The following is a 25478-nucleotide window of genomic DNA, read 5'->3' as shown; positions in this document are numbered from 1 at the left end:
ACGGCCTCCGGGGCACGGGGCACCTCACTTCACCAGCGCGAGCGCTCCCGGAGTGGGGCTCGCCAGCTCGTGGAACTTCTCCCCGAGCGGCCGGACGACGTGCTTCTCGATCTGGTAGTAGCTGGACAGCTTCTCCAGCGGGACGCGCCGCATGGACCAGCGGCCGTTCAAGTCACAGCCGATGGGGTTCTTCTGGAAGCCGCCGCTCAGCCAGCCGTCGCTCTCGCCCTGGCTCGTGCGCTCGATGCGGAAGTACTTCCACACCTTGTCCGCGGTCACCGCGACGGACTCCGACGGGTCCTCCGGCCGGGGCTCGGCCACGCCAAACCAACACTCCGGTCCCTCGGCGTCGTTCACATACGCGTCATTGAAGCCGAGCCAGATCCAGATGAAGGCGATGAACCGGACGTCCCGGGCGGTGCAGGCATCCACCGGGGTCCCCGCGGGGACGTGCAGCGGGTCCACGTAGAAGCGGCCCAGCCACGACGGCAGCCAGAGATAGAAAGGGTAGGAGCTGTCATCCGACAGCAGATATCCGCTCGCGTTCGAGAACAGCTTGTTCCCCGCCACGGGCTTCAGGCTGACGCCATATTCGCGGATGGCGAAGCGCACCCCGATGATCTCAAAGAAGGACCGGATGTCCTTGTGGTGCTCGGAGAAGTTCGCATAGCTGCCGGAGAGGTCGCTCAAGACTTGTTTTCGGAAGGACATGGCTCAAGTCGTTGCACCCCGTGTACCAGCCAGGGGATCGCGGTCTCTCTCCGGCGAGCCCCGGCCGCCGTCAGGAGTTGCGTCACCCGCTGACGCGCATGCGTTCCGGAGGCAAGCACCCCGCCACGAGCCACTGGTACAAGCGCTGGTTGTGTTCGAAGGAAGGGTGGTAGGCGTTGCGCAGGAAGTCACGCGTCAGGGGAAGGTTGTCGGAGGGCAGGGGGCGCGATTGAAAGACACCCATCGCGTCGAAGTACTCCGGCACGGGCCGCGCCGCGTCAGGGATTCCCAGGCCCCTGAACTCCTGGGCCAGCCGCTGGTTGAGCGTGGCGAGCTTGTCCTGGATGAGCTCCGGCCACCTGCGCCACAGGGGCAGCTCGGATTGGAGCGGGCGCAGGGCCTGGGAGAGGCGATAGAGGATTCCCGCATGAGGGTGGTAGTGCGATAGCTCGCGGTAGCCAGCCTCCTTCGTGGCGGCGGAGTCGACGATGGGCTGGAGGACCGCCCGGTAATAGCCAAACAAGTCCTCCACGCTGTCGCCGTCCCGCACGAAGAAGGGGTCTGTGTTCTCCGCCTTCAGGAGGGTGGGCACCCCGAAGAAGGTCCGGGCCAGCTCTCCGGCATGGAGCTGGGGGAGCGCGTCCCCGGCTTCGATGCGGTCCCGGGTCCGTTTCAATCCATAGCGCAGGAACGCCACGCTCGCCGCAGGGCTCGTATGCCAGACGGTCCTCGCCGCGGCACGCAGCAGCACCTTCATATAGGTGTCGCCCGGGCGAGGGTGCCGCAGCTCGTCCACCTTCGTCAGGCCTCGCAGCCCCGCGGAGGTGAAGAGCAGGACGTTCGGCTCCTTGATGTCGAGCACCGCGCCCGGCGCTCCTTCCAGGCGCAGGCGGTCGAAGTAGTTACGGGCGAAGAGCTCTGGCGTGCCTTCCGGGAAGACGCGCTGGCGGGCGTTGAGGTTGAAGATGAGCTCGTAGCCGGGCAGGTGCCGGTCCATCAGCCAGGGATGGGTGTCATATGCCAGCACCAGGTCTCCGGCGGACCAGGCGATGGGCTCATCCTTCGCGGCGGACAGGCACTCCGTGGAGCGCTGGATGGAGCGGGAGAGGGAGATGTCGCGCCGGTCCTCCTCGACGGCCAGGACCTTCGCGCGGTCCCCGATGAGCCCTTGCGCCAGCAGGACGTCGCGCACCACCTCCACCACCCGGCAGACCTCCGGAGGGCCGTAGACGCTGACCTGCGCTCCCGTCAGCGCGTAGCTCAGCAGTGGAAAGACGATGAGCGGGAGGTTGTCCAACACGGGGTAGAGGAACTTCGTGTCGTCCAGGCCCCCGTCGATGGAGCGGAGCAGGGGCGTGGTGTCCACCACCTTCCACCGCCGGTACCGCGCGGACTGGCGCTGCTGCCGCTCCCGGATGAGGCGATCCTCGACGCGCCGGGCCACCGCCGCCCGCAGCGCGGCCTCCGCTGAGTCGTAGATTTCGTGGCTGGCTCCAATGGCCACATGACGCACCTGCATTCGTTCCACCTCCAGGTGCGTCAATCCATTCACGAACCGTGCGCGGGACATGGGCCCGGGGCGCGCGAGGCTGGGACTCCACGTGAAGCGTCGTCACGTCACGCAACCGCGTCCCTTGAGAACGCGAAAAGGGGCTGGCTTGACGTGGCGAATTGGTGATCGCACTCCATGTGTGTTTGTTTTTCTGGATTGGTACGCAGCTTGCTGATGGCCGTGGCCCGAGCCCTCCGGCGTCCGCCGAGGACTTGCCCTCGCCGCGCGCGGCGAAGGCGGATGCGATGTCTGTCTTTCCATCAGGTCCACGCAGTTCCAATGCAGGGAGTCCGTCATGAGGAAGAACCTCGTTGTTTCGCTGGTGTCGTGTGTGAGCCTCGCGGTGTCGTCGGTGGGGTGTGGCGCCCCGGCGGAGTCCACGGAGGGAGGGCAGAAGGACACCACCGCCCAGGCCAGCGCCGCGCTCGCGGGTGAGGTCACGGTCGTCCTCGGTGACACGGCGTGTCCGGCGGGCTACACGCTCGCGTCTCCCGAGGAGGCCCGCGCCAACTCCTCCGCCATCTGCGCCCAGATGGGCACGTGGGACATCGCGCGGCTGGCGAACGGTGGCGCCATCGATGGTCCCGGCTACGGCTGCGGCGTGCGCACCTCCGACGCGCGCGGGCTGGGCAACAGCATCTGCAAGCAGGTCGGCACGGCCAGCGAGTCGCTGGGCGATGGCGTCTGCCCGTCGGGCCTCACCCTGGTGAGCCCGCTGGTCGCGCGCACCAACCCGTCCGGCTTCTGCGCGACCCTGGGGACGTGGGATGTCGCGCGGCTCGCGGGCGGGGGCAGCATGGACGGCCCGGGCTACGGCTGCGGCATCCGTGACGTCGACACGCGCGGTCTGGGCAACAGCCTGTGCGCGCAGCTGTCCTTCGTCGAGGTGCTGGGCGACAAGCCGTGCGCTCCCGGCACGGCGCTGCTCTCTCCGCAGGAGGCGCGTGCCCGCTCGGCGGAGGTGTGCGCGAAGCTCGCCCCCTGGGATGTCGCGCGGCTCGCGGGTGGGGGCAGCATGGACGGCTCGGGCTATGGCTGCGGCATCCGTGATTGGGACACCCGCACCCTGGGCAACGCCGTCTGCCAGTCGCTGTAATCGCACGCTGACGCCTCCTGCTTCCGGACCGCGGCTCCGGAAGCGGGGGGCGGAGGCCCGCTTGCTCCATGCGCTTCGTCCACTGCTCCGATGTCCACCTCACCGCGGACTACCGCGGGGAGTCGCTGCTCCGACTGGGGTGGCGCCGCTGGCTGGCCCTCCCGGAGTTGCTCGCGGGGGGGCGGGCCCGTGCATACCTCCGCGCGCCGCAGGTGCTCGCCGCCATCGCGCGCGAGGCGCGGGATCATGCCGCGGATCACTTCATCCTCTCCGGAGACCTCACCGCGTGCGCGCTGGACAGCGAGTTCCAGGCGGCACGTGAGGCCCTGGGCTCGCTGGTGGAGGACCGGAGCCGTTGCACCGTCATCCCGGGCAACCATGACGTGTACACGCCGGGGAGCCTCCGGACCGGACGCTTCGCGCGATACTTCGGGCACCTGCTGGAGAGCGACCTGCCCGAGCACTGCCGGGAGGGGCCCTTCCCCTTCGTCCGCCGCGTGGGGGACGAGGCTGCGGTGGTGGGCCTCTGCTCCGCCCGCGTGCCGCCAGTGCCCGGGATCTCCCAGGGGTACATCGGGCGCGCGCAGCTCGAAGGGCTCGCGGCGGTGGCGGCGGATCCGCGGCTCGCCGGTAGGGCGCTGCTCGTCGTCGTGCACCACGCGCCGCTGACGCCCGTGGGGGAGGTGGCCCAGGGGCCCTGGGGGCTCCGCGATGGACAGGCGCTCTGCGCGCTGCTGCCCGGAGCCCGTCACGCGGTGTTGCATGGCCACATCCACCGGCGCTTCCATCACGCGGCCACCGCGGTGCGGCCCCACTTGTTCGGCGCTGGCTCCTCCACGTTCTCAGGGCAGGAGGGCTACTGGATCATCGATGTCGCGGGAGGGCAGGTGACAGGGGGCCGGGTGGCGGTCCCTCGCATGCCGGCCGGCACATGACGTGGGCCCGACGGAAGGGGACAGGCCTGCGAGCGGTGGGCTGGTGCGCGCGCGGTCCTTCGCACCGGGGATGAGAGGCCTCCGCCATGTCTATGGGAGCAGGGAGGCAGGACGACCGCTCGCCGACGATGGCACCTCATCTGGAGGTGCTTACCGTTGGCCCGTCGCGGGATGTCTCTTCCTTTGTCCACCGAGCGGAGGTCCGGATGAAAGCGGTCGTTCTCAAAGGCTATGGGGATGTGGATGTGCTCGCCGTGCAGGACATGCCAGAGCCCAAGGTGGGGCCGGGCGAGGTGAAGGTCCGCGTCACGGCCGCGAGCATCAACCCGGTGGACTTGAAGATCCGCCGGGGGGACATGAAGGAGCGGATGCAGTTGAAGTTCCCCGCCATCCTGGGCCGGGATGTGTCCGGCGAGGTCATCGAGGTCGGCACGGGCGTGGAGGACTTCGAGCCAGGAGATCGCGTGATGGGGCTGGTGAACGCCGGCTACGCGGAGACCGTGGTCGCGCCGACGGAGGCCTGGGCGAAGGTGCCGGAGTCGCTGGACCTGAAGGATGCCGCCGCGCTGCCGCTGGCGACGCTGACGGGCGTGCAGCTCATCGAGGAGCAGGTGCAACCGTCGAAGGGCGACACGGTGCTCATCACCGGGGCGCTGGGCGCCGTGGGGCGCGCGGCGGTCTTCGCGGCGCATTCCCGGGGCGCGAAGATCTGGGTCGGCGTGCGGCGCAAGCAGGTGGAGGAGGCGCGCAAGACGCTGAAGGTGGACGGCGTCGTCGCGCTGGATGATCCCAAGGACGTCGCGAAGCTGCCGACGCTGGACGCGGTGGCGGACACGGTCGGCGGCGACGCCATGACCGCCGTGCTGGAGCGGGTGAAGCACGGGGGCACGGTGGGCAGCGTGGTGGGGCCGACCAAGGGCGCGAAGGAGAAGGGCCTGGTCGTGCGCGCGTTCATGTCCCATCCCGACGGCCGGAGGCTCGCGCAGATTGGCCAGAGCGTGGCGAAGGGCGACCTGGTCATCCCGGTCGGCAAGACCTTCCCGCTGGAGAAGGCGAAGGAGGCCCAGAAGCTCGTGGAGTCAGGCGGCGTGGGCAAGGTGCTGCTCGTCAACTGACGGTGCTCAGAACGGGGCGGCGCGAGTGAAGGACACGCGCTGCCCCGTCGCTGGATGCACGAAGGACAGGGCTTCCGCGTGCAGGTGCAGGCGGGAGCCCGCGTGTCCGTACAGCGGATCTCCGACGATGGGCGCGCCCAGTCCTCGTGGATGCGCCGCGTGGACGCGCAGCTGGTGCGTGCGCCCGGTGCGCGGGTGGAAGGCGACGCGGGTGCGGCCGGCCTCGCGGTGAAGGACCTCCCAGTCGGTGACCGCGGGCTTGCCGTGGACGGGGTCGACGATCTGCCGGGGCCGGTCATCCAGGTCGACGCGCAGGGGCAGCGTGATGGTGCCCGCGTCCGACCGCACCGGCCCGTCGATGAGCGCGACGTAGCGCTTGTCCACGTCGCGGTGGAGGAACTGGCGTTGCAGCGCCGCGTGCGTGCGGGCATCCAGCGCCGCGACGAGCAACCCGGAGGTGTCCAGGTCCAGCCGGTGCACGAGCAGGGGCCCCGTGGCATGGGGGTGGCGTGCGCGCAGTCGGGTGAGCACCGAGTCCACGAGCGCCGCGTCCCGGCCGGGCACGGACAAGAGGCCGCAAGGCTTGTCGATGACCACGAGCCACGCGTCCTCGAAGACAATGGACAGGTCCGGCGTGGGGGCGGGCGGTGGGATGAAGACGCGGGGCGCGGAGACCTCCAGGCCCTCCAGCATGAACGGGAGGAGGGGGCCGCACTTGTCACGGCACGCGGGATAGAAAGCGCCCTGGACGCGGCCACCGGACGCGGGAGGTGTGCCCCACCAGAACTCGGCGAGCGCGACGGGTTGGAGACCGTGAGCGAAGGCATGGGCGAGCAGCTTCGCGCCCGCGCAGTCCCCCGCGCCGGAGGGGGGCTCGGCTCCGGAATAGAGCGAGCGCAGGGGGCGCGTCTCTCCGCGCGAGTTGGTGATGACGTAGGTGTCGTGAAACTGTTTCATGAACCCGCGCGAGACAATGCGCCGCAGCCGGTCCAGGGCGCGCACGCGGCGCTCTGCCTTCGCGCGGGCGGGTGAGAGCAAGCGCCGGGCTTCCTCCTGGGCGGCATCCCAGCGGCGCTTCTCCGCCTTGTCCCCCCGGCTCTCCTGATCAATCGCATGCAGTGCCTCCGCACGTTCGGCCTGCGTGAGGCCCGTCGCGGGGAGCGTCAGGGCGGACGGCTCATGGCCTGGGGCACTCAAGGACTCCGCGCGAGCTGGCATGGCGAGGAGCGCCGCGCGGCGCTCGTGTCGCTGGCGGCGGCGGGCCTCATGGCGCAGCCGCATGGCTTCGCGCTCCGTGGCCTCGCGGGCCTGCCGTGCGTCGTCGTCCGAGCGCAGGCGGAGCAATTCCTCGGAGGTTCCCCACGCTTCGGCGCGGGCCAGCAAGGCCTTCACCGTGGCGTCGGCCACCGGCTCCACCCGGGAGCGGGCCTCGCGGTCGAAGACGGGTGGGACGAAGCCCGGCACGTCCCAGCTTCCCGCGAGCATCGCGGAGAAGGCACGCAGCACGCCCAGCGCCCCATCTGGCCGCCGCACCACGAGCACACCGAACATCTTCCCGCCGTCCGGTCCCTGCAGGATGTGGCTGGAGAGTCCCGGGGCGATGACTCCCTCGCGCAGCGACGCCTGCAATGACTCGGCGGCCCGTCGCGCGAGGTCATGTGGCCCCAGGGCGTCGAAGGGACTTGGGAACGTCCCGGGCACTTCATCCGTCCGGGGCGCCGGTTCGAGGAGCGTGACGAGCGAGTCCACGGCCTTGGGGTAGCACGAAACCGCCGAGAAGGGCGGAGTGGGGCCGGGACCAACTCCCGGCAGGCGTCCAGGGAGTCCAAATCGGCCCGAGGCTCGCTGGCCATCCCCGGCACGAAACGACCGGTCATGCGAAGAGCGGCTTGCCTTCCTCCATGGCTTCGCGGATGTGACGCGCGCTGACGCCTTCTTCCCCCTGGACGAGCGAGGGATGGAGGATGCCCTTGACCGAGATCGCTTCCTTCGGTGAGAAACCGAAATAGCTCGGCTTCTTCAGTTCCGTACCCTCGTCCCTGGCCCGCTTTTCCGCCTCCTCCGCGTACTGCGAGAACGCGTGGTAGCTGCTCTTCTCGACGCGGAGCAGCCGCGCCTGGGGCTTCTGGCCAATCTCGAAGAGGCCATCTCCCGAAGCATCGAGCCAGCTCCCGGCGATCAGCGCCTCCTTGACGGCGAAGTGCGCGGGCTTGCTGAGATTGGTGACGAGCAATCCCTCCACATGCATTGATTTGCCAACGTAAAGCATCGCGTCTGCGTCGACGAAGGCCTGCTGACAGAAGATCGATCCTGTCACGAAGAGCGCACCGTAAAAGTCGCCCTGGATGAAGAAGAGCGGACCGTTGACGGTGAGGTTACCGTCAATGACATGCAGCGTGACGTCCCCGTCGTCGGCCGCACCAAAACTCACGGGGCCGTCGATGACCACGTCGCCATCGTGGACGAGGTAGTGCGGGGGATCTTCGGGGAAGACCTCGCCGAGGCCGTCCTCGCTGATGCTGTTGATCTCGTACTTCGCGCTCGCGTCCTCGAAGGGGAGCTCACTCCACTCCAGTTCCTTGTTCTCCGTAAACATCGTTTCCTCTTTCAAGATGCGGTCGCGCCGGTGTCAAAACCCGCTCTCGAACGTACCTGTCGGTGCCCGGGCCTGTCGAGGTCGCGACGGCGAATGGGTCTCGAAACAAGTGTCCTGTGCCTGGTTCGTAGCCAGTATTCGGTCGTTGTCTCATGCGTGCGTCGCGGTCGTCTTCGACAGCGCGTCAAGGCGAGTGCGCGCGGCGCGCGGTGGTGGGCTTCGTCAGCTCGGCCTGTCTGCCGCGGCGACGTCGTCCTTGGCGAAGGGAGACGCTGGTGCATGTTCGCCGCGGGGTTGCTGGTGCCGCGGGTCGCTGGCAGGCGGTATATTCCGTCGAACCCATGGATGACGAGACGCAGCGGGCGATCCTGAGTCGTTATACCGAGCGCGATGGCGTCGTGGTCTGCACCCTCTCCGGCCTTGGAGAGGAGGTCGTCGTCGAGACGACCTTGGATCCGAAGACGTGGAGCGCTCTGGGCGATGGCTACGCCAAGGACGCTACTGAAGCCCGGCCGAGGAGCGCGGTCCCCTCACGCGCGCTTCCGCCGAGGCCTGCCGCGGGGCGGCGTCTCCGGCTGGGCCAGCGTTGCCATGGCATCCACGAAGCGCCGGACCTTGGCCGGGAGGTTCAGCCGGCTCGGGTAGACGACGTGGATGGCTCGCAGCGCCGCGGGCCTGGGGCCGAAGAGGACCTTGAGCCGGCCGTCGCGGATCGCGTCCTGGCTGAGGATGTCCGGGACGCGCGCGATGCCGACTCCGGCGATGGCCGCCTCGCACGCCAGCTCATGGTCATTCACGATCAGGACCGGATCGATTCGAGACTTCACTCCCTCCGCCTCCCAGGTCTCGAACGGGCTGAAGCCAATACAGCGCGCGGAGCGGAGCTCCCTGGCGCTCGGCGCGCCGTACTTCGCCAGGAAGCGGGGGCTCGCCACGAAGCGGACCGGCCCCTCGCCGAGCTTCTTCGCCACGAGCGACGAGTCGTTGAGCGGGCCGATGTGAACCGCGACGTCCAGCCCCTCTTCGATGAGGTGGATCCTGCGGTCCGCCAGCACCAGCTCCACTCGCACCTGCTCAAAGCGGGCGAGGTACTCCGAAATCACGGGGCTCAGGAATCGCCGCCCGTAGAGCATGGGGGAAGACACCCGCAGCAGGCCGACGGGCTCCTCATGCCGCTGTTGCACCTCGCTGTTCGCCTCGTCGATCAGCGCGGCGATGGCGGAGCAGCGCTCGTAGTACGTCGCTCCGGCCCCCGTGACCCGCAGGCGCCGCGTCGTCCGCTCCAGCAGCCGCACGCCAAGCCGCTCCTCTAGCTTGCTGATGCGCTCGCTGATGGTCTGCTTGGTGATGCCCAGCTGTCGCGCCGCCCGGGTGAAGCTCTCCTCACGGACGACCGCGGCGAAGAGCAGCATGTCGGCGGGTGGGATCATGACCGTCAAGCCTAGCCTGACAATGAGTTCGCCTGGGGCCAGATTGTCCGGGCGCCTGGGGCGCCGCATGTTGCCGCCTCTCGCGACCCGCAGGAGCGCACACATGAAGCTCTACGCTGCCCCCCGAACCCGAGCGGTCCGTGCCCGATGGCTGCTGGAGGAACTCGGAGTGCCCTACGAGCTGATCAAGCTCGATCTCACCCAACAGGAGAACCGCGCCCCCGCGTACCTGGCGGTGCATCCCCTGGGCGAAGTCCCTGCCTTGGTGGACGGGGACGTCACGCTGCTCGAGTCCCTGGCCATTTGTCTCCATCTGGCCGACCGGTTCCCGGAGAAGCGCCTGGCGCCGCCGGTGGGGGCCTCGGAGCGCGGCCCCTATTACCAATGGATGGTCTTCGCCGAGGTGAGCCTCGATCCGGTGGTGATGGAGTTCTTCAGACGCGCGCCGTTGACCGAGCAGAAGAACTCCGGCGCGCGCCCGGATGAAGAACTCTCGAAACACAGGGCCCGCCTCGCGGCCGTGCTCGACGTCATCAACGCGGGCCTCGGCGACCGTGAATTCCTCGTGGGAGGCGCCTTCACGGCCGCCGATGTGGTGATGGCGTCCATCCTCCACCTGGCGCATACGCTGGGGCTGCTCGATGGGCAGCCGAGGCTGATGGAGTACGTCAGGCGCCACACGCAACGTCCGGCGGTGCGGAGGGCGGTCTCGGGATGAGGGCGCCGTAGAAGCGCGGGGGGCGCCACGCCCGCGCCCTGGGGGCTCCTCCCGGGGCGCGGGCATGCGGCGGACTACTTCGCTTCGGCCAGGCCCGCCGGACAGGAGAAGCTGGCGGGCATGGACCACAGCTGGAAGGAGTTCGTGTCGTCGGCGGCGCGGAAGTAGATGCGGTTGCCGATGCGGGTGAAACCATCGGGGTTGGAGGAGCCCGCTCCGGGGCGGATCTCCGCGAGCTGTCCGGTGGTCGCCGCGCTCCCCTGGGTGAACCAGGGCTCGATGCCCGAGCCGCTCTTCGAGGCGACGAAGAGGACGGGGCCCGTGCCCGTGGGGAACAGCGGGGAGGCGTACTCGTCGCTCGTGCTCAGCGTGTGGGAGAGCTGGACGGTCCCCGCCCCCGTTCCATTCGACGCCCACAGCGACACCTCCCGAGGCGCCGGGCCCGAGGTGCCAATGGCCACGGAGAAGTAGAGCTTCCCGCCCGAGGTCGCGGTCCGCTGCACGCTGGGGTACGCGCCCTCCTGGTCCGCATAGGGATTGGGGAGGGTCGTGACGGAGGCCTTGCCTCCTCCAGCCAGGGAGACACTCTCGATGCGCAGCCGCTTCGTGTTGGAGTCCACCGAATACAGATAGACAGACGTGTTCAGCGCACCGAGCAGCTGGACGAATTTGCCGAACGTCTCCAGGCGGACGGTGCCTCCCGGCGTGCCATCCGTCTTCCAGACCTCGGTGTTGGGGCCGTCGCTCAACAGGAACAGGCCCAGGTTCCCGGCGAAGCCCGTCTGCGGGATGAGGACCGCGTCCGCATCCAGCTTCTTCACCCAGGAGGTGCCGGCCGGGGTGCCATCCGTGCGCCACAGGTGGGTGCCCTGGCCGGGCGTGTTGACGAAGAAGAGCCGGGCATTGCCCACCTCGAATGACGTGTAGGGGGGCGTCGCGAGGGGACCGAAGTTCCCCAGATGCAGGGTGCCTGCCGCGGTCCCGTCCGTGCGCCACAGCGAGGTGCCAGTGCCGGGAGTCTCCAGGAAGAAGAGCAGGGTGCTGCCCAGCATCGATGGGGAGACGAGCTTCCCAAGGGTGCCGAAGTTCACCACCTGCACCGTGCCAGCCGCGGTCCCGTCGGAACGCCACACCTCCACCTGCGGATTGCCGGGCGCGAAGGCCCACTCCCGGATGAAGGTCAGCCGCCCGTTCTGCGCGGCGGTGAACGCGAACCGGGTCCCTTGGGGGCCGGGCGTCACGTCCTTGACGAGGTGTGTCCCGGCGCCGGTGCCGTCGCTGATCCACAGCTCCTGTCCGGTGCCCGGATCATCGAACTGGAAGAAGACCTTTTTCCCCACGGGAACCAGACTGGTCATCCGGGGGACGCCCACGGAGGCGGGTGGAAACGACTTCACCTGGACGGTGCCAGCCTCCGTGCCATTGCTGCGCCACAAGACCGCGCTGCCGTCGAAGAGGTTGGTGGCGAAGTAGAGCGCCCCCTGCACGTCGACCAGCGATTCCGGGTAGGGGCCGTTGACAGAGGCGCCAGACCCCGGAGGAACCACGACCTTGACGCGCGAGGCCACCCCGGCGGGGCAGGCCTGCGCGGTGACCTCGCGGGTTTCAACGCCTTCGTCTGGGAGAGCCCCACACCCGGCCAATCCCAGCCACACCAGGGCACATCCACTCCGTACTCGCATGTCCGCTCCTCTCCGGCCCGAAGCTTGGGACGGTGGGGCGCGCGTTCGAGTTCGCCAATGGGGCCCGGAGGGCAGGGGTCCACTCCGGGACAGAGGCCCCCCAGGCCCCGGTGGGGCCGCGCTCAGCAGCGCTGCTGACAGCGGAGATAGGCTTTGTCGCAGTTCAGCAGGCAGAGGTCGTCCCCATGACACCCACCCACGCAGTAGCCATGGTTGTAGGAACAGGTCTCCCCGCACGTCATCGGGGCGGCGAGGTCGCCGGAGGACGTCGTGGCTCCCGCCACGGCACCCATGCCCACGCCCAATACGAGAGAGATTCCCACGAGCCATTTCTTCATTTTTTGCTCCTCGAGACGCGCCCATTCGCGCGGCGGAAGGGTGTGAGATGGGCAAAGACAGGCGAAGCGAGTAGGGTGTGACCCTGTTGAGTGGCTGACACAGGCTTTGGTGCATTCCCACCGGGTTGGAGACGACGCACGCGGCTTGTCTCCCGATACTCGGGGACGTGAGGTGAGGATGACCCGGTTCCGTTGTCCCAAGTGCAATAAGACGGTGGACAAGGAGTTCTACATTGGCCGGCAGCGGTGCCCTACGTGCAATGGGGTGATGGACAGGCTCGGCGAAGTCGATGCGCCGATAGAGAAGAAGCCGCTCCAACTGCAGCCCTTGCTCCCAAGGCAGAAGCAGCCCGAGCCGCCGCTCCAACTCCTGCACCAGGGCGGCGCGCAGCCGAACCTGCTCCGGCAGTCGCAGAAGCTGAAGCTCTGCCCCAACTGTCATGGCCCCATTCCGCCCGGGGGCGGGGGGTGTCCCGACTGTGGCCACAAGCTCCGTCAGCCGAAGCCCGGAGACGTCCAGCCGGGAGAAAACACGCTCGCACTCGAACTGGTCCTGACGTTGATCGATCGCTGGATCAATACCTTCAACTTCTGGAAGGACTTCGAGCTGCAGCCGTTCGAGCTGACGAAGAAGGACCTCGAGTCGAACACCTTCTCCGCGGCCAAGGTGGTCGACTCTCTGCTGCGACTGCTCGCGCGGCCCATCCCCTTCAGCAACCAGCGGAATGAGATGGCGCTGTTCCATGTCGCGCTTCGCAAGGTCGTCATCCTCGCGAAGACGCAGAAGGGCATGCTCGTCAAGCCCAATGACTTCGACCTGCTGTTCCGGCGGGTCTTCTTGAATCGTCTGAACATGCTGAAGTACCTGCTCCACCTCCATGAGCGAGGGGAGCAGCCCTCACCGATGTCGTCGCCGATGGTGCCCACGAGCAGTCTGATGGACGAGTGGCGGATCCAGCAGCGGCAGGTGTGGACGATGACGATGGGCGAGGCGATCTACCAGGAGTACCTCGAGAAGCATCAATCGCAATACGTCGCAGCCATGAAGCTGCTGAAGCAGCAGAAGGTCCTGCCGGGGACGTGCGGCCTTCGCCCGGCGTCGATCATCGAGCTGAGCGAGTGCAATCTCTGCTTCGTCATCGATGAGCTGAATACAAAGCTCAAGCCCAAGGGGCCGTGTGTCAGCAAGACCGAGTTCTATCAGCTATTGTACAGCGGGAAGATCTATCAGGCGTCGGGTTATTCGAAGTGGCAGATCGATCCCCTCGAAGTCAAGAAGACCTATACCCGGCTGTCGCAGGAGGAGGACAAGCGGCAGATCTCCCTGACGTGCGCGGAGTGGATGCTCTACGAGCACCTCATCAAGCTGCCCATGTACTTCAAGCATGGCACGGAGACAGAGGCGATCAAGGACAGCCACGCGTTGATGTCGCCAACGGTCGGGCACCAGAATCCGAAGTACACCAGCAAGACAATGGACGCCAAGTTCGGCCACATCGAGTACGTCTTCGGCCGGCTGGAGTTCACGTACAACGCCATGACCGGTGGATCCCGGTACGGCGACACGGTCCTGTGCATGGGCCTTGACGAGATCGGGCCAGAGCTGTGCATCTCCCTCCATGATCAGGGGATCCCCTTCGACAACGAGAACACCCACAAGAGTGTCGTATTCAAGCACCCGGTCCGGAAGATCTTGTTCAGGGATAAGCATTGCAGTGAGTGGCTTCAGGATTACGGAGAGGGGCTGAAGATCTACAACTGCTTCCTCTTCGAGGTCTTCTACGGGCAGTGGGGCTGTCGCGCCGCGCTCGCGCTCTCACTCATCCGGGAGCTGCGCCGATATCGAGGTCAGCAAAATCTACTCGACCTGATCATCGAAAACCTGTCCGTCCTACCTGCCACGATCGACAGTCCAGAGAAGAAATCCGTGGCCACCCTTCTGCATGAGATCGTCAAGGCGTTCTTCCGTACGGAGATCCGGGTGCCCTGCGTCCTGAGCCTTGAAGAGCCGACAGTCGTGACGATCTTCGACCAGACGGTCGACCAGGAGCCCCGGGTGCGCGACGCCACCAGTCAATGGGCGAGGCCCAGGGCGCTCCCGTACGTGGATTATGGTCGCGAGATGTCGGTCAAGCGGCTCATCTACTGCCTGCTGCGGATCGCGCAGATCAACCTCGAGGATGCGGGCTTCGACTTCGAAAAACAGATCAAGCAGAAGTTCCACGTCCTGCAGGGGCTCTGCACGTCCGCGGCGCAGGGCAACCGCGTCACGCTGAATCAGGTGCAGGAGTACTTCCGGCCGTACAAAGGGAAGTTGGACAAGCTGGACGCCAAGAAGAAGGTGAAGAAGACGAAGAGGCAGGCCTTTGTGTTGAACTGCGACAGCCTGTGTGGGGTGATTCATCAAATATTGCTCAACATCGCCGAGCTTGCCCGCACAGGTCACAGCGATCTGCTCACGCCGCTGCAACTGCGGTCGATGGTTCCCTTCAACAAGAACCTCTAGGCCTTTTCCTGTGCTTCCTGCCGTTCGGGCCTCACTCCCCCTCGTCCAGGCTCTCGCATCCCATGGCCAGTGCCCGTCCTGCCTGCACTCGCCCCCAAGGCGTCATCAGATGGGCATCCAGCCGAGGCGACAACGTCCCTGACGCAGGGGGATGCCTCGAGGGCTGCGCGGATGTGCCTCCGCGGCGAAAATTCATGATGATTTCGTGATTGGACGTCCGGGAAGGCTGCGCTGAAGAATCTCCACGCTGCCTTTGCCTGGAACGGAAGTTCGGGGTGGCCGAGCCATTGAATGCAGGCTGATGACCCACTGGGATGAACCCTGCCGAAAAACACCAGTTCCTCATCCCGAGGAGGAGAACCCAACGTGAAGAAGATCCTGATCGGCGTTGCCGCAATGGCCTCGCTTACTGCTTGCGGCAACAGCGTGTGCGAGAATCTCAAGGATGGATTCAATAAAGCGAATACCCAGAGCAGGGCCTGTGGCGCCGTGCCGGACGATCCCGACTACACGCTCGAATTCACGGACGAGCAGATGGAACGCTGTGAGAAGGGCATGATGGATAGCTGCTCGGACGACGACAAGAAGAAGCTTGATGCCCTTGCGGACTGTATGAAGGCCGTTCCAGCCTGTAAATCAGCTTCCGCGGAGGAACTGGACGCGATGGGGCTGAAGTACGATAACTGTTTGTTTGATAACCTCATGGGCCTCAGCGAGGCCTGCATCAACGGCCGCGCCGGATAGACCGCATCCGCAGTCATCGTCGTCATGTCATCTGAGCCTGATTCCCGCGCTGGCGAATCGGGCTCCCTTCGCTCAAACCGCGGCACAGGGCCGCGTGCTGTAGGTCATCAACGCGGCACAGGGCTTCCGCGCCGGGCGCGGAGCGCGTCGCTCTGTCCCCGTGCCTCGCTCGGAGTCATCCCCGTCCACCGTCGGAACGCGCGATGGAAGGCGCTCGGCTCGGAGTAGCCAAGCAGATAGGCGACCTCCGCGATGGCAATCCTTGGATCGGCGAGATGGCGGGAGGCGAGCTCGCGGCGGAGGTCATCCAGCAATCCGTCGAAGCTCGTTCCCTCTTGAGCGAGTCGGCGCTGCAAGCTCCGCTCGCTCATGCGCAGTCGCGCCGAGATGTCCGCGAGGGTCGTCGCTCCTTCTGGCAGGGCCGCCGCCAGCAATCGGCGCACCTGTGAGAGGGTGCTCTCGGGCCCCACGGGCCGGGAGGCCAGGAGGAGCTCGGCGAAGCGCTCCATCACCTGGGACAGCGATGGGTCCGCCGCCAGAACGGGGTGCTCGAGCACCCCGTGGTCGAGCTCCAGCGCATTCACCCGTGCCGAGAAGCTGGGCCGCACGCCAAACAAGCGCTCATGCTCCAAGGTCGACGTGGGCTCGAGATGGATGAACTCGACCTTGCGTGCGCGAACGGAGACTCCGGCGAGCTGCCGGCCCACCGCGATGATTGACGCAAGGGTGAACTCGCTCGCGTGACGACACGGCGCCATCCCGGCGACCTGGAACGCGTGCTCGACGCGCATCACGTCGCCCTTGTTGGAGAGCGTGAAGGCGGCGGCATCGTGAACGATGCGGTTGTAGCGAGCGAGGCGTTCGAGAGACGCGCGGACCGTGGGCGCGCTTCGAATGGCGTAATCCAGGACGTCGAACGTCCCAGGGCGCAGGCCCTCCGCCGCATGGAGTCCGAACTGGGCATCCCCGCTCAGGCGCTCCGCTTCCGACCAGAGCGCGTTCTCGACCTCGAGGGGGATCCGCGCATCCGGGTCCTCAGCCGACTTGGGGTCGAAGCCCGTCGCGGCCTGGAGCGCCTGAGGTGCCACGCCTGCCGCGCTCGCAGCGTGAACAATCAACGCCCCGATGCGGGCGGATACGCGGATCGCAACCACCGAGCGATTATCGCCCCCGGGGCGCAGGGGTGCAACAGACCCCAGTCTCGCGAAGGCCTGCGTGGCGCCCGCGGTCAATCGTTCTGTCGTCCGCGGTCACCAGGCCTTGGCCGAGGATGCGGCAGTCTCCGCGATGAACGGAGACCTCATGCGTCCAGCTTGGACCCTGCCTGCGACACCTTTGCTCTGCCTCGTTCTCGCCGTGAGCACCCCAGTCCTCGCCGCATCCCGCGAAGAGGTCGCGCTCGCTCCCTCGGCGTCGCCCGTCCGCGTGGACGTGGAGGTCGACCCCATCGCGTACGCGCTCGGGGGCTACTCCGTCCATGCCGGCATCACCTGGAGGCGTCTGCGGCTCGACCTGGGAGCATTCGCCCTGGACATCCCGCACTGGCTCGACGGCAACGAGGGCTTCAAGACCTCCTTCGACGGCTATGGCGTCAAGCTGCAATACTTCCTCTGGGGAGAGCAGCACGGCGGATTCATGGGGGTGGACATGGGCGCCAGCCGTCTCCTCGTCCGGCGGGATGGCACGGAGTTGGCCGCTCGCCCCAATCAGCTCACCGTGGGGGTGAATGCCGGCTGGCGATTCGATGTGGTCGCAGGATTCTATGTCACGCCATGGGTGGGTCTGAGCTGCGATCTCGCAGCTCGTGACGTCACCCTGGGGGATGGGATCTACACACGCAACACATGGACCGTCTTCCCGACCGTTCACCTCGGATACCGGTTCCGCTGAAGGCTCGAGCGCGTGCCTCCACTCCGCGCGTGCTCCGCTCCTCGTCCAGGCTTTTAAATCCCATGCCCCGTGGGGCGCAGCACCCAGTCGACGCTCAACCCCTCGTCGCCAACTACGCGAAGGAGCACGACTGCCTGCGCCGCCGTGACGAGGCCAAGACGCGCGTCGCCATCCAGGTGGATCCGAAGCTGATTGAACCGCGCGCCAACGCCATGGCCACGGTCTCCATCTACGTGACCATCTGGTTCGTAAAGCGAAGGTCGTATCCGTCGCTCGGGATGGTCATCTCGAGGTCCGGGTTGCAGCTCAGGCTTCCTCCCCGGGAAACGTGGACTCGAAGACCGGCGCGAAGGTGCTCGAGCAGTTGGCGGAACTGCACGGTGCAGGCTCAACGCTGGTCATGATGACGACCGACGCGGCGAGCGCGAACAAGGCCACGCGCACGCTGAACCTCGTCGACGGCCGCATCGTGTAGGACGGGCAGCCTCGCCAAGGCTCGGGAGCGTCATGGAACGCCTGCTCCATGACCTACGCTCCGTGTGGCGCGCGCTGCGAAAACGTCCCGACTTCGTGAGGTGGCTGTGCTCATGGCTTGAGGTTCGATTGCGGGAGCGGAGCCGGCAGGACCGACAATCGCGCGGTGGCGTGCTCGCAAGTGGCACATGGCCACAGAGAGAGTCGGAACCGTTTCAACCGAATGAAGCATCACCTCGACGAGCGCGCATCGAGGCTTCGGCCGACCGTGTAATCCGGGCTGGGGACCTGACGGTCGTGACCTACCGCCAGACCTCACGCCGCGCTCCTGCCTCCAGGCTTACGTGGACGGGCGTTCGAGTGTCTCGGGCATGGCCCGAGCGAAGAGCGCGAAGGCGACCGCCGCGACCGTCGCCAGGAACAGGAAGCCCGCGGAGTAGCCCAGATGGTGAACGAGCGTGCCGGCGATGACCTGGCTGAGCGAGGCGCCAATGCCCACCGCCATGGTGATGGCGCCGAGTGTGACGTTGAACCGGCCCGTGCCGCGTGTCAGGTCCGCGATGACGAGCACGGACACCACCCCGAAGATGCCCGCGCCCACGCCATCCAGCACCTGGATGGCCACCAACAGGGAGGGGTCGTGCGTGAGGGTGTAGAGCACACCACGGATAGGCAGCACGCCGAACGCGAGCAGCATCAGCGGCTTGCGTCCCCATGTCCCCGCGCGGTGCCCGGCCCACGAGGCCAGCAAGGAGATGACGAACTGGGTCGTCACCACGCAAGCGGACATGAACAGCATGGAGTCGCGGCCACGGCCCTTCGCCAGCAGCTCGCCCAGCAGGGGTAGCATCGCGGCGTTGGCGAAGTGGAACATCACCGCGCACGTCAGGAAGGTTCGCAGCCTGGGGTCCTGGAGCAACTGCCGGAGGCTGGCGGTGTGCTCGGGCCCGCCGTCCGGCTTCGCGCCCCGGGCTCGCTCGAAGTCGATCTCCTCGGGACGGATGAAGCGCAGGCTGAGGAGGGTAGGCACGGTGAGGGCCATCACGAAGTAGAAGACCGACGAGTTCGAGACGAAGTGGCCCAGCAGCCCCGCCACTATCGCGGTGTTCACATTGCCGGCGGAGTTGAAGGTCTGATTCCTGCCCTGTCGGCGGTCGAAGAGGGCAGGCCCCACCAACCCCAGGGAAATGGCGCAGGTGGTAGGGATGAAGATGCTGGAGACACCTCCCACAAGGGCCTGGGCGAGGATCTCCGGCCAGAACGTCGGGAAGCTCACGATGAGCCAGGCGCCCACGCCCAGGGTCGCGACGCCCGCGGCGATGAGGGAGCGCTTGGAGTGGACGCGGTCGGCGAGTTCGCCCGCCGGCAGTTGCGTCACGATACCTGCGATGCCTCCCACCGTGAGCGCGAGCCCGACGTGTTGTTCGTTCCATCGGTGGGCCGCCAGGTAGATGGCGAAGAAGGGACCGATGCCGGTCTGCACGTCGGCGAGGAAGAAATTGAGGCAGTCCAGTGCACGCAGCGACGTGCGGGATGGGGCTGGAGGACTTCCCGCGGACTGGATGGGGGCGGAGGGCATGGGCGTGTTCCGTGAGCGTACCCCGCGAAGATGAAAGAGACCGCGTGCCGGAGCTCATGGATGGCCAACGGAGCGGATGCGGCCATGAGGCCCCTCTCCCTGTGCCGGGGAGGTTTGTGTCTCGTCTGACGCACCGAACTGGCGATGCCTTCTGTGTGACATCGACGCGCACGGATGTGGATCTGCTCCTGAGCAGAGAGTAAGCGGACAGTTTGTCTATCCTTGATGCCGCTCGAGCCCCACCTCCTCCTCGTCCAGGCTTTCACATCCCATGGCCACTGCCCCTCCTGCCGCATTTGGTGTCCTGCTGGTGACCGCGCTGCTGCTCCCCATGGGGGGCGTGGAGGCCCGCACCTCCATCGTGAAGGCAGGGGAGGGGTGGAAGCTGGAGGTGGACGGCCAGCCCTACGTGGCGAAAGGCGTGACCTTCAGCGGCACGGGCGGTCCCTCGAACTTCGACGCGGATTGTGAACGCCTGCGCGCCCAGGGCGTGAACACGCTGCGCACCTGGGGCACCGGTGAGGAGACAGTCGCGCTGCTGGACGCCGCGCACAAGCACGGCCTGCGGGTCCTGGTGGGCCTGTGGCTGCGGCCGGGCCGCGCCGGCATGGAGAACGATGACGCCTTCGACTATGCGCGCGACGCGAAGGGCCGAGAGGCGCAGCTCCAGGCCACGCTCGCCCAGGTGCGCCGCTTCAAGGACCACCCGGCGGTGCTTGCCTGGGGCCTGGGCAACGAGGTCATCCTCAACTCTCCGGATGAGCCATCCAAGGTCGCCTACGCGCGCTTCCTGGAGAAGGTGGTCCGGGCGGTGAAGAAGACGGACCCCGGACACCCGGTGCTGTCCGTGGATGCCTGGACGCTGGGCGTGCCGTTCTGGGAGAAGTATGTCCCGTCGCTGGATGCATATGGTCTGAATGTCTATGGCCGGGGCATCCACGCGCTGCCGGACGCGGTGCGGCAGGCCGGTGGGCGCAAGCCGTGGTTCATCACCGAGTTCGGCGCCCAGGGCGAATGGGAGGTCCCGAAGGACGCTCGCGGCGTGCCCCAGGAGCCAGGAGACGCGGAGAAGTACGACGTCATCGTGGACGGCTGGCGCAACGCGCTGGCGCCCCAGGTCCAGGCGGGCCGGTGTCTGGGATTGTTTGTCTTCAACTACAGCTCGGCGTTCGACCACACCGGGCTGTGGTTGGGCATGCTGTCGGGCACCGCCATGCGGCCGGCGTGGCACGCGGTGCGCGAGGCCTACACGGGCACGAAGCCCGTGCCCGCGCTGCCGGTGCCGGTGCGGCTGGAGGTCCAGGGCCTGGAGAAGGAAGGCGCGGCCACCTGGGCGAACGTGGCCTTCGACGTCACCGCCGCCACGCCGCTGGAGGTCTCGTTCGCCTACAACGCACGGGGGGCGCCCACCCGCGAGGAGCGCGACCGCGTGACGGCGCTGGAGGCGCGCAAGGGCGCCACGCCGGGCACGTGGCGCGTGCGGCTGCCGGTCGTGACGGGCGCCATCAAGCTGTATGGGCTGGCGAAGGACGGCGCGGGAAATCTGGTCGCGGCCACGACGTCCGTGGCGGCGCAGGCCTCTCCGTGAACGGAGCGCTCCTGGCGCGAGGGCCTCCCTACTTGGTCCAGCTGTCCCCGTGGCCCTTGGTGAGGCCCAGGGCCTTCACCCAGTAGTTGGCGTGGAGCGAGGCCGGGGACAGGACGGGCCCACCGCCCTCGATCTGTCCGTCCTTCACGGCGTCCACCTCCCAGTTCTCGTCCTGCGGCCGGTAGTGCGCGTGGCGCCGCTTGTGCTCCGCCATGCCCGAATAGATGCTCTGGATGCCCAGCGCGCCCGCGAGGGTGCGTTTCTGCTGGGGGATTCCGTCCACGAACGAGTTGCGCATCTGGGAGCGCAGGCTCCCGGACTGGACGGGGCCCCCGCAGAAACCAAACGCCTCCGCCCGGGAGATGTAGTGGCGCGCGATGGTCCACATCATGGGGTGCCGTGCCGGCGCGTACATCGCCCACATGTCGGTGCCGTTGAACTCCGACATCTCGTCCGTGTCGTCCTCCTGCATCCCCATCTGGAGCGCCAGGTCATCCTTCATGAAGCCCGGAGGCTTCGCGTTGAAGGTGAGCGTGTCCTCCAGCTTGAGGAACGTGGGGACCTTGGGGGGCTTCGCGAGCATCTTCTCCAACTGCTTGGGCTCCTCGATGACGCAGTTCGCGTCGAAGAAGTAGCCGCCGTTCACGCCCAGCGTCAGGAAGGTCAGGATGTCCTTGGCGGGCGCGTGGCCTCGGTTGCCCAGGTAGAACTTCAGGAGCTGGTCCAGCTTGTCCAACTGGAGCGCCCCCAGCTCCTTGCGCACGACCGGAGCGCCCAGGACCTCGTCCAGGCCATGCACCTTCACCCGCTTGCCCAGGGCCTTCTCGAACTCGGGGGCCATCTGCGGCAGGACCCAGAAGTACACCGTGGCCGACGCGGAGAAGCGGGCCGCGATGTCCTTCGGACTTCGGGTGTTCGAGTCGTTCGGCTTGCCCGTCCCGTACCAGACGAAGTGGAGCGGCGTCTTGTGGCGGGCCGGGGCGCGGACGGGAAAGGACTCTGGCCCCTCGACGTCGACCTTCAGGACGCTGAACGGGTTCCAGGTGGGGTCCTGGTCCAGACTGGGCCCTCCTAAGCGTGGCCGGCCTCGGTCGACGACGGAGAAGGAGGACGAGGGCTTGGGGGGCTTCGGCATCCCCGTAGCATTCTGGGTTCTCCCCTGGGGGGCAACGCCGTGGGAGGTCGGGTCCGCGCCGACGTGTGTTTCCTGCGGACAGGTCGTGCCGGATGGGTCCGCGCGCATAGAGTGCGCAGCCATGCACTTGCGCCTCGTCTTCCTTCTCCTGGGGTGTGTCGCGACCGGCTGTGCCCACCGCGAGCTTCGTCCGGCCTTGCCTCCGCCGACCGCGAGCCATGGTCACCTGTCGCTGGCCATGGAGTACTTCCTGGAGGATCCGAACTCCGTCGAGGAGCGGATCGCCCGGACCCCGAACTTCGCTTCCTCCGGCTCCACACGGCCTCTGCTGGACGGTCCCACGCTGGAGCTGGAACCGGGGCAGGCTCCTGGGGTCTTCGAGGAAGCCACCCAGGTCCTGAAGGGGCAGCCCACCGAACCCCAGGTGCGTCAGGCCTTGAGCGAGCTCCAGGCCGCGTGTGACGCGGACCATGAGGCCGCCTGCCGGTTCCTGAAGGAGCAGAGCCTCCAGCCCGCGCGGCTCGAAGGGGACCTGAGCCACCCCCTGGGGCCCAGCCTGTCCTCCAGCCGCGAGTTCGCGGTGGTCATCGTCCAATGCCGTCTGGACGCGGACGGGCGGATGCGGGACTGCCAGGCCATCGAGGATGGGCCCCTGCCATTCGCACCCAATCTCATCGCGCAGCTGAGCGCGTGCCGTTACCGGCCCTGGACCCTCGCGGGGCATCCGATGAGCACCCCGTTCGGCATCACCTTCAACCTCCACCGCGGAGGCTCCAGCGAGCTCTCGCTGGAGCAGAAGGTGGGTTGGGCCCAGCAGCGCGCCGCCCGCTTCCCCGAGAGCAGCGCCGCGTGGGGCAACCTCGCCATGCAGCTCGCCGTGCAGCGGCCGGATGATCCGGCGTACCCGCGGGCCCTGGAGCGCGCCTACGCCATGGCCCCCCAGGACCGATGGACGGCCACCGAGATGGCGTGGCGGCGCGTCCAGTCCGGGCAGTACGCGGCGGCCCTGACGGCGCTTCGCCCGGTGATCCGCCGCTCCGCGCGACATGAACCGCTCAACCCCTATGTGCTGGAGACCGCCGCCGCCGCGCACTTCGGCCTGAGGCAGTGCACCGAAGCGCTGGCGGAACAGCAGCAGGCCGTGGCCCTGCTGCCGAAGGCGTGGCCCGAGCCGGAGCACGCGCGCTTCCAGCTCAAGCTCCAGGAGTATCAGACCGCGTGCGCCGCGCTCCCGGCCGTCAGCGCAACGCCGGATCCTCGCTGATCCGCGCCACCGCGCCGTGGAGGATGCCCAGCTGCCGGGGCACGCGCTCCAGCAGCGCGCTCAGCACCGGATCGCCGCTGGTGCGCGGCAAGGCCAGTGACGGCAGGGGCGGGGGCTCCCGCCGCTCCTGCAGCGCGCGGGCGAGCAGCTCCAGGCTGTCGCTGGCCCGCTGCGCCAACTGCTGCGGCAGCACGGAGGTCGTCCGGTCCTCGAACCGCCCCGTGCCCAGCGCGGTGACGGCCAGCGCGAACCTGCGCGTGTAGGTGAGCAGGGCCATGCCGGGCTCCAGGTGCTGGGGCGGGCCACGGTACTCCGTCATCAGCCGCTGGAAGGACGACTCGGCCTCCAGGAGCGCCTGGTCCAGCCTCCGGCGCTCCTCGTTCACCGCGGGCTCCGTGCCGCTGCGGTGCGTGGCCAGCTGCTGCAGGTACTTCCCGTCCGCGCGCAGGGCGGAGGCCGCCGCGTCCGGGAAGCGGCGGCGCTCCGGGCTGGGCCACAGCGTCCACGTGCCCAGCAGCGCCAGCGTCCCCGCGATGAGCACGCCCAGCGAGCGCTGCGACGCGACCGTCCAGTCCCCGGAGCTGAGCGTGGCCATCAGCAGGTAGTCCGGCGTGAGCAGCACCTGGAACGCACCGAAGTTCAGGGGGAGGAGCGCCACGGAGATGGCGGTCAGCACGCTGATGACCGCGACCATCAAGGGCGGCGTGTGCACCGTGGTCGCGATGAGCGCCGCCAGGCTCGCGCCCACCAGCGTCCCCATCGTGCGCTGGAGCACGCGCTCCTCCGTGCTCCCCGCGTGGGGCTGGAGGATGGAGATGACCGTCAGGCTCACCCAGTGCGCGTCGCCCACCTGCAGCGCGCGCGTCAGCCCCAGCGCCGCCGTGGCCACCATCCCCGTGCGCAGCGCGTGCCGGAGCACCAGCGAGTCCGGGTGCAGGTTGTCGCGCAGGGGCCGCCACGCGGAGAACCCAGGCGCCTTCGGGAGGCCCTTCACCGTGCCCTTGCCGCGCTGGGACACGGGGTCGCCGAAGAGCAGGCCGGAGGCCGTTTCGTGCGCCACGCCCGCGTACTCGCGCAGCCGCGCCAGCAGCGCGGCGACGTGCATGGACAGCGGCCCTTCCGCGCCCTGACGCACGGGCGGCGCGGCCATCCTCGCGGGTTGCCGGCGCTTGGGCCTCAGCACCAGCCGGGGTGGGGCGCTCATGCCTTCGTTGCGCTCCTGCCGCAGCGCTCGCGCCACCCACAGGTCCATCGCCGCGAAGGCCTCGCACAGCCGCGCCACGCGCTCCCGCGTCGCGTTCATGTGCGGGTCGCGCCCCACCACCTGCATCGCCTCCGCCAGCGAGCTGAGCAGGGCCACCATCGGCTCCGCCAGCTCCACCAGGACCAGCAGGTGTTCGCCGCGCCGGGATTCGTCCGGCCGCCCGCGCCGCGTGGCCGCGAGCACGCCGCGCGCCCGTTCAATCTCCGGGCGGATCCTCGCGTGGCGTTGGAGCCCATCCGCCCACTGCGAGGCCGTGGCCCCGTCCAGGGTCCCCGTGTGCAGCTCCTCCGCCGCGCTGGCGAGCCCCGCGTAGACGCGCGCCACGGCCCGGCGCGCGGGGCGGTAGGGCCTGAGCGGCCAGAGGACCAGCGACAGCGCCATCGCCCAGAGGCCGCCCATCAGCAGGGCCCCGCCGCGCAGCAGCGTTTCGCGCAGGGAGGAGGTGGGCGCCCCCAGCGACACGACGAAGATGACCGCGAGCTGGCCTCCCACGGAGCCCGCGGTCTCGCCGTAGCTGCGGGCGAAGTTGGCCGCCGTGACGCCCAGCAGCAGCAGGCTCGCGTCCACCCAGTACGTCCGTCCCGCGGGAGCGGCGAGCATGCCGACCAGCGACCCCAGCACCGTCACCACGCCCATGACGCGCGCCCGCGCGTGATACGAGCCGCCCTTGTCCGCGAGCGTGACGAGCAGGCCGGTGAGGCCCGCCCAGCTGGCTTCGGGCACGGTGGAGAGGAAGGCCAGGCACAGGGGCAGCGCGGTGGAGATGGAGGCCCGCAGGCCCGCCCACAGCGCCGGTCTTCCCGGCTCCACACGAAAGAGCGACTGGAGGTGTCTCAGCAGCCGGTGCATGGAGGTCGGGGA

The 25478-nt window shown here is 68.0% G+C and carries 21 protein-coding genes; 10 read left to right on the top strand and 11 right to left on the bottom strand.

All coding sequences use genetic code 11. From position 1 onward, the window contains the following. Nucleotides 1–24 precede the first annotated feature (24 nt). Complete coding sequence (locus tag GTY96_RS07480; protein WP_161664305.1) at nt 25–690, bottom strand: hypothetical protein; 666 nt, start codon at nt 688–690, stop codon at nt 25–27. 103 nt (nt 691–793) lie between these two features. Further along, nucleotides 794–2230: a hypothetical protein gene (locus GTY96_RS07475; protein ID WP_161664304.1), complete on the bottom strand. Its 1437-nt coding sequence runs from the start codon at nt 2228–2230 to the stop codon at nt 794–796. Between the two features lie 328 nt (nt 2231–2558). On the opposite strand from GTY96_RS07475, the gene GTY96_RS07470 reads away from it, so the two are divergent. The 3 genes from GTY96_RS07470 (at nt 2559) to GTY96_RS07460 (ending at nt 5409) form a co-directional block, all read left to right on the top strand. Next, on the top strand, nt 2559–3359 hold the full coding sequence (locus GTY96_RS07470) for a hypothetical protein (RefSeq protein WP_161664303.1): 801 nt from the start codon (nt 2559–2561) through the stop codon (nt 3357–3359). 68 nt (nt 3360–3427) lie between these two features. After that, entirely contained in the window at nt 3428–4294 is an 867-nt protein-coding gene (locus GTY96_RS07465) for a metallophosphoesterase family protein (RefSeq protein ID WP_161664302.1), read from the top strand. 206 nt (nt 4295–4500) lie between these two features. Continuing rightward, complete coding sequence (locus GTY96_RS07460) at nt 4501–5409, top strand: NADP-dependent oxidoreductase (RefSeq protein WP_161664301.1); 909 nt, start codon at nt 4501–4503, stop codon at nt 5407–5409. Between the two features lie 6 nt (nt 5410–5415). On the opposite strand, the gene GTY96_RS07455 is transcribed toward GTY96_RS07460, so the two are convergent. From GTY96_RS07455 to GTY96_RS07445, 3 genes are all read right to left on the bottom strand, one after another. Then, complete coding sequence (locus tag GTY96_RS07455) at nt 5416–7158, bottom strand: RluA family pseudouridine synthase (protein ID WP_161664300.1); 1743 nt, start codon at nt 7156–7158, stop codon at nt 5416–5418. A 124-nt stretch (nt 7159–7282) separates the two neighbouring features. Beyond that, on the bottom strand, nt 7283–8005 hold the full coding sequence (locus GTY96_RS07450; RefSeq protein ID WP_143899404.1) for a hypothetical protein: 723 nt from the start codon (nt 8003–8005) through the stop codon (nt 7283–7285). A gap of 530 nt (nt 8006–8535) precedes the next feature. Further along, nucleotides 8536–9435 (bottom strand): LysR family transcriptional regulator, encoded by a 900-nt coding sequence (locus GTY96_RS07445; protein ID WP_161664299.1) that lies wholly within the window; start codon nt 9433–9435, stop codon nt 8536–8538. Between the two features lie 103 nt (nt 9436–9538). Between GTY96_RS07445 and GTY96_RS07440 the strand changes: the two genes are divergently transcribed. Further along, a complete protein-coding gene (locus GTY96_RS07440; RefSeq protein ID WP_161664298.1) occupies nt 9539–10153 on the top strand; it encodes a glutathione S-transferase family protein in 615 nt (204 codons plus the stop codon). Between the two features lie 74 nt (nt 10154–10227). Here GTY96_RS07440 and GTY96_RS07435 read toward each other — a convergent pair whose 3' ends face one another. Beyond that, a complete protein-coding gene (locus tag GTY96_RS07435) occupies nt 10228–11835 on the bottom strand; it encodes a hypothetical protein (protein WP_161664297.1) in 1608 nt (535 codons plus the stop codon). A gap of 122 nt (nt 11836–11957) precedes the next feature. Then, the gene (locus tag GTY96_RS07430) at nt 11958–12173 is read right to left on the bottom strand and encodes a hypothetical protein (protein WP_161664296.1); all 216 of its coding nucleotides are present in this window, start codon (nt 12171–12173) and stop codon (nt 11958–11960) included. 265 nt (nt 12174–12438) lie between these two features. Here GTY96_RS07430 and GTY96_RS07425 point away from each other — a divergent pair, with 265 nt between their 5' ends. Next, complete coding sequence (locus tag GTY96_RS07425; RefSeq protein WP_161664295.1) at nt 12439–14679, top strand: hypothetical protein; 2241 nt, start codon at nt 12439–12441, stop codon at nt 14677–14679. 366 nt (nt 14680–15045) lie between these two features. Then, nucleotides 15046–15423: a hypothetical protein gene (locus GTY96_RS07420; RefSeq protein ID WP_161664294.1), complete on the top strand. Its 378-nt coding sequence runs from the start codon at nt 15046–15048 to the stop codon at nt 15421–15423. A gap of 107 nt (nt 15424–15530) precedes the next feature. On the opposite strand, the gene GTY96_RS07415 is transcribed toward GTY96_RS07420, so the two are convergent. Further along, the gene (locus GTY96_RS07415; protein WP_161664293.1) at nt 15531–16577 is read right to left on the bottom strand and encodes an AraC family transcriptional regulator; all 1047 of its coding nucleotides are present in this window, start codon (nt 16575–16577) and stop codon (nt 15531–15533) included. 61 nt (nt 16578–16638) lie between these two features. Here GTY96_RS07415 and GTY96_RS07410 point away from each other — a divergent pair, with 61 nt between their 5' ends. Both GTY96_RS07410 and GTY96_RS07405 read left to right on the top strand, forming a co-directional pair. Further along, nucleotides 16639–17313, top strand: coding sequence for a hypothetical protein (locus tag GTY96_RS07410; RefSeq protein ID WP_161664292.1), 675 nt, complete (start codon nt 16639–16641; stop codon nt 17311–17313). Nucleotides 17314–17641: 328 nt separating this feature from the next. Continuing rightward, a complete protein-coding gene (locus GTY96_RS07405) occupies nt 17642–17788 on the top strand; it encodes a hypothetical protein (RefSeq protein ID WP_161664291.1) in 147 nt (48 codons plus the stop codon). Between the two features lie 339 nt (nt 17789–18127). On the opposite strand, the gene GTY96_RS07400 is transcribed toward GTY96_RS07405, so the two are convergent. Continuing rightward, nucleotides 18128–19366, bottom strand: a complete 1239-nt coding sequence (locus GTY96_RS07400) for an MFS transporter (protein WP_161664290.1) — start codon at nt 19364–19366, stop codon at nt 18128–18130. Nucleotides 19367–19637: 271 nt separating this feature from the next. Between GTY96_RS07400 and GTY96_RS07395 the strand changes: the two genes are divergently transcribed. Then, entirely contained in the window at nt 19638–20954 is a 1317-nt protein-coding gene (locus tag GTY96_RS07395; protein ID WP_161664289.1) for a glycoside hydrolase family 2 TIM barrel-domain containing protein, read from the top strand. A gap of 28 nt (nt 20955–20982) precedes the next feature. On the opposite strand, the gene GTY96_RS07390 is transcribed toward GTY96_RS07395, so the two are convergent. Then, nucleotides 20983–22089, bottom strand: a complete 1107-nt coding sequence (locus tag GTY96_RS07390) for a hypothetical protein (protein ID WP_161664288.1) — start codon at nt 22087–22089, stop codon at nt 20983–20985. Between the two features lie 121 nt (nt 22090–22210). Here GTY96_RS07390 and GTY96_RS07385 point away from each other — a divergent pair, with 121 nt between their 5' ends. Beyond that, complete coding sequence (locus GTY96_RS07385) at nt 22211–23353, top strand: tetratricopeptide repeat protein (RefSeq protein ID WP_161664287.1); 1143 nt, start codon at nt 22211–22213, stop codon at nt 23351–23353. Here the strand turns inward: GTY96_RS07385 and GTY96_RS07380 are convergent. Continuing rightward, the gene (locus tag GTY96_RS07380; RefSeq protein ID WP_161664286.1) at nt 23328–25466 is read right to left on the bottom strand and encodes an FUSC family protein; all 2139 of its coding nucleotides are present in this window, start codon (nt 25464–25466) and stop codon (nt 23328–23330) included. The genes GTY96_RS07385 and GTY96_RS07380 overlap by 26 nt on opposite strands. Nucleotides 25467–25478 lie beyond the last annotated feature (12 nt).

The organism is Corallococcus silvisoli (assembly GCF_009909145.1).
In the GTDB taxonomy this organism is placed as follows: domain Bacteria; phylum Myxococcota; class Myxococcia; order Myxococcales; family Myxococcaceae; genus Corallococcus; species Corallococcus silvisoli.
This window is presented reverse-complemented; position numbering and strand designations above follow the sequence as displayed.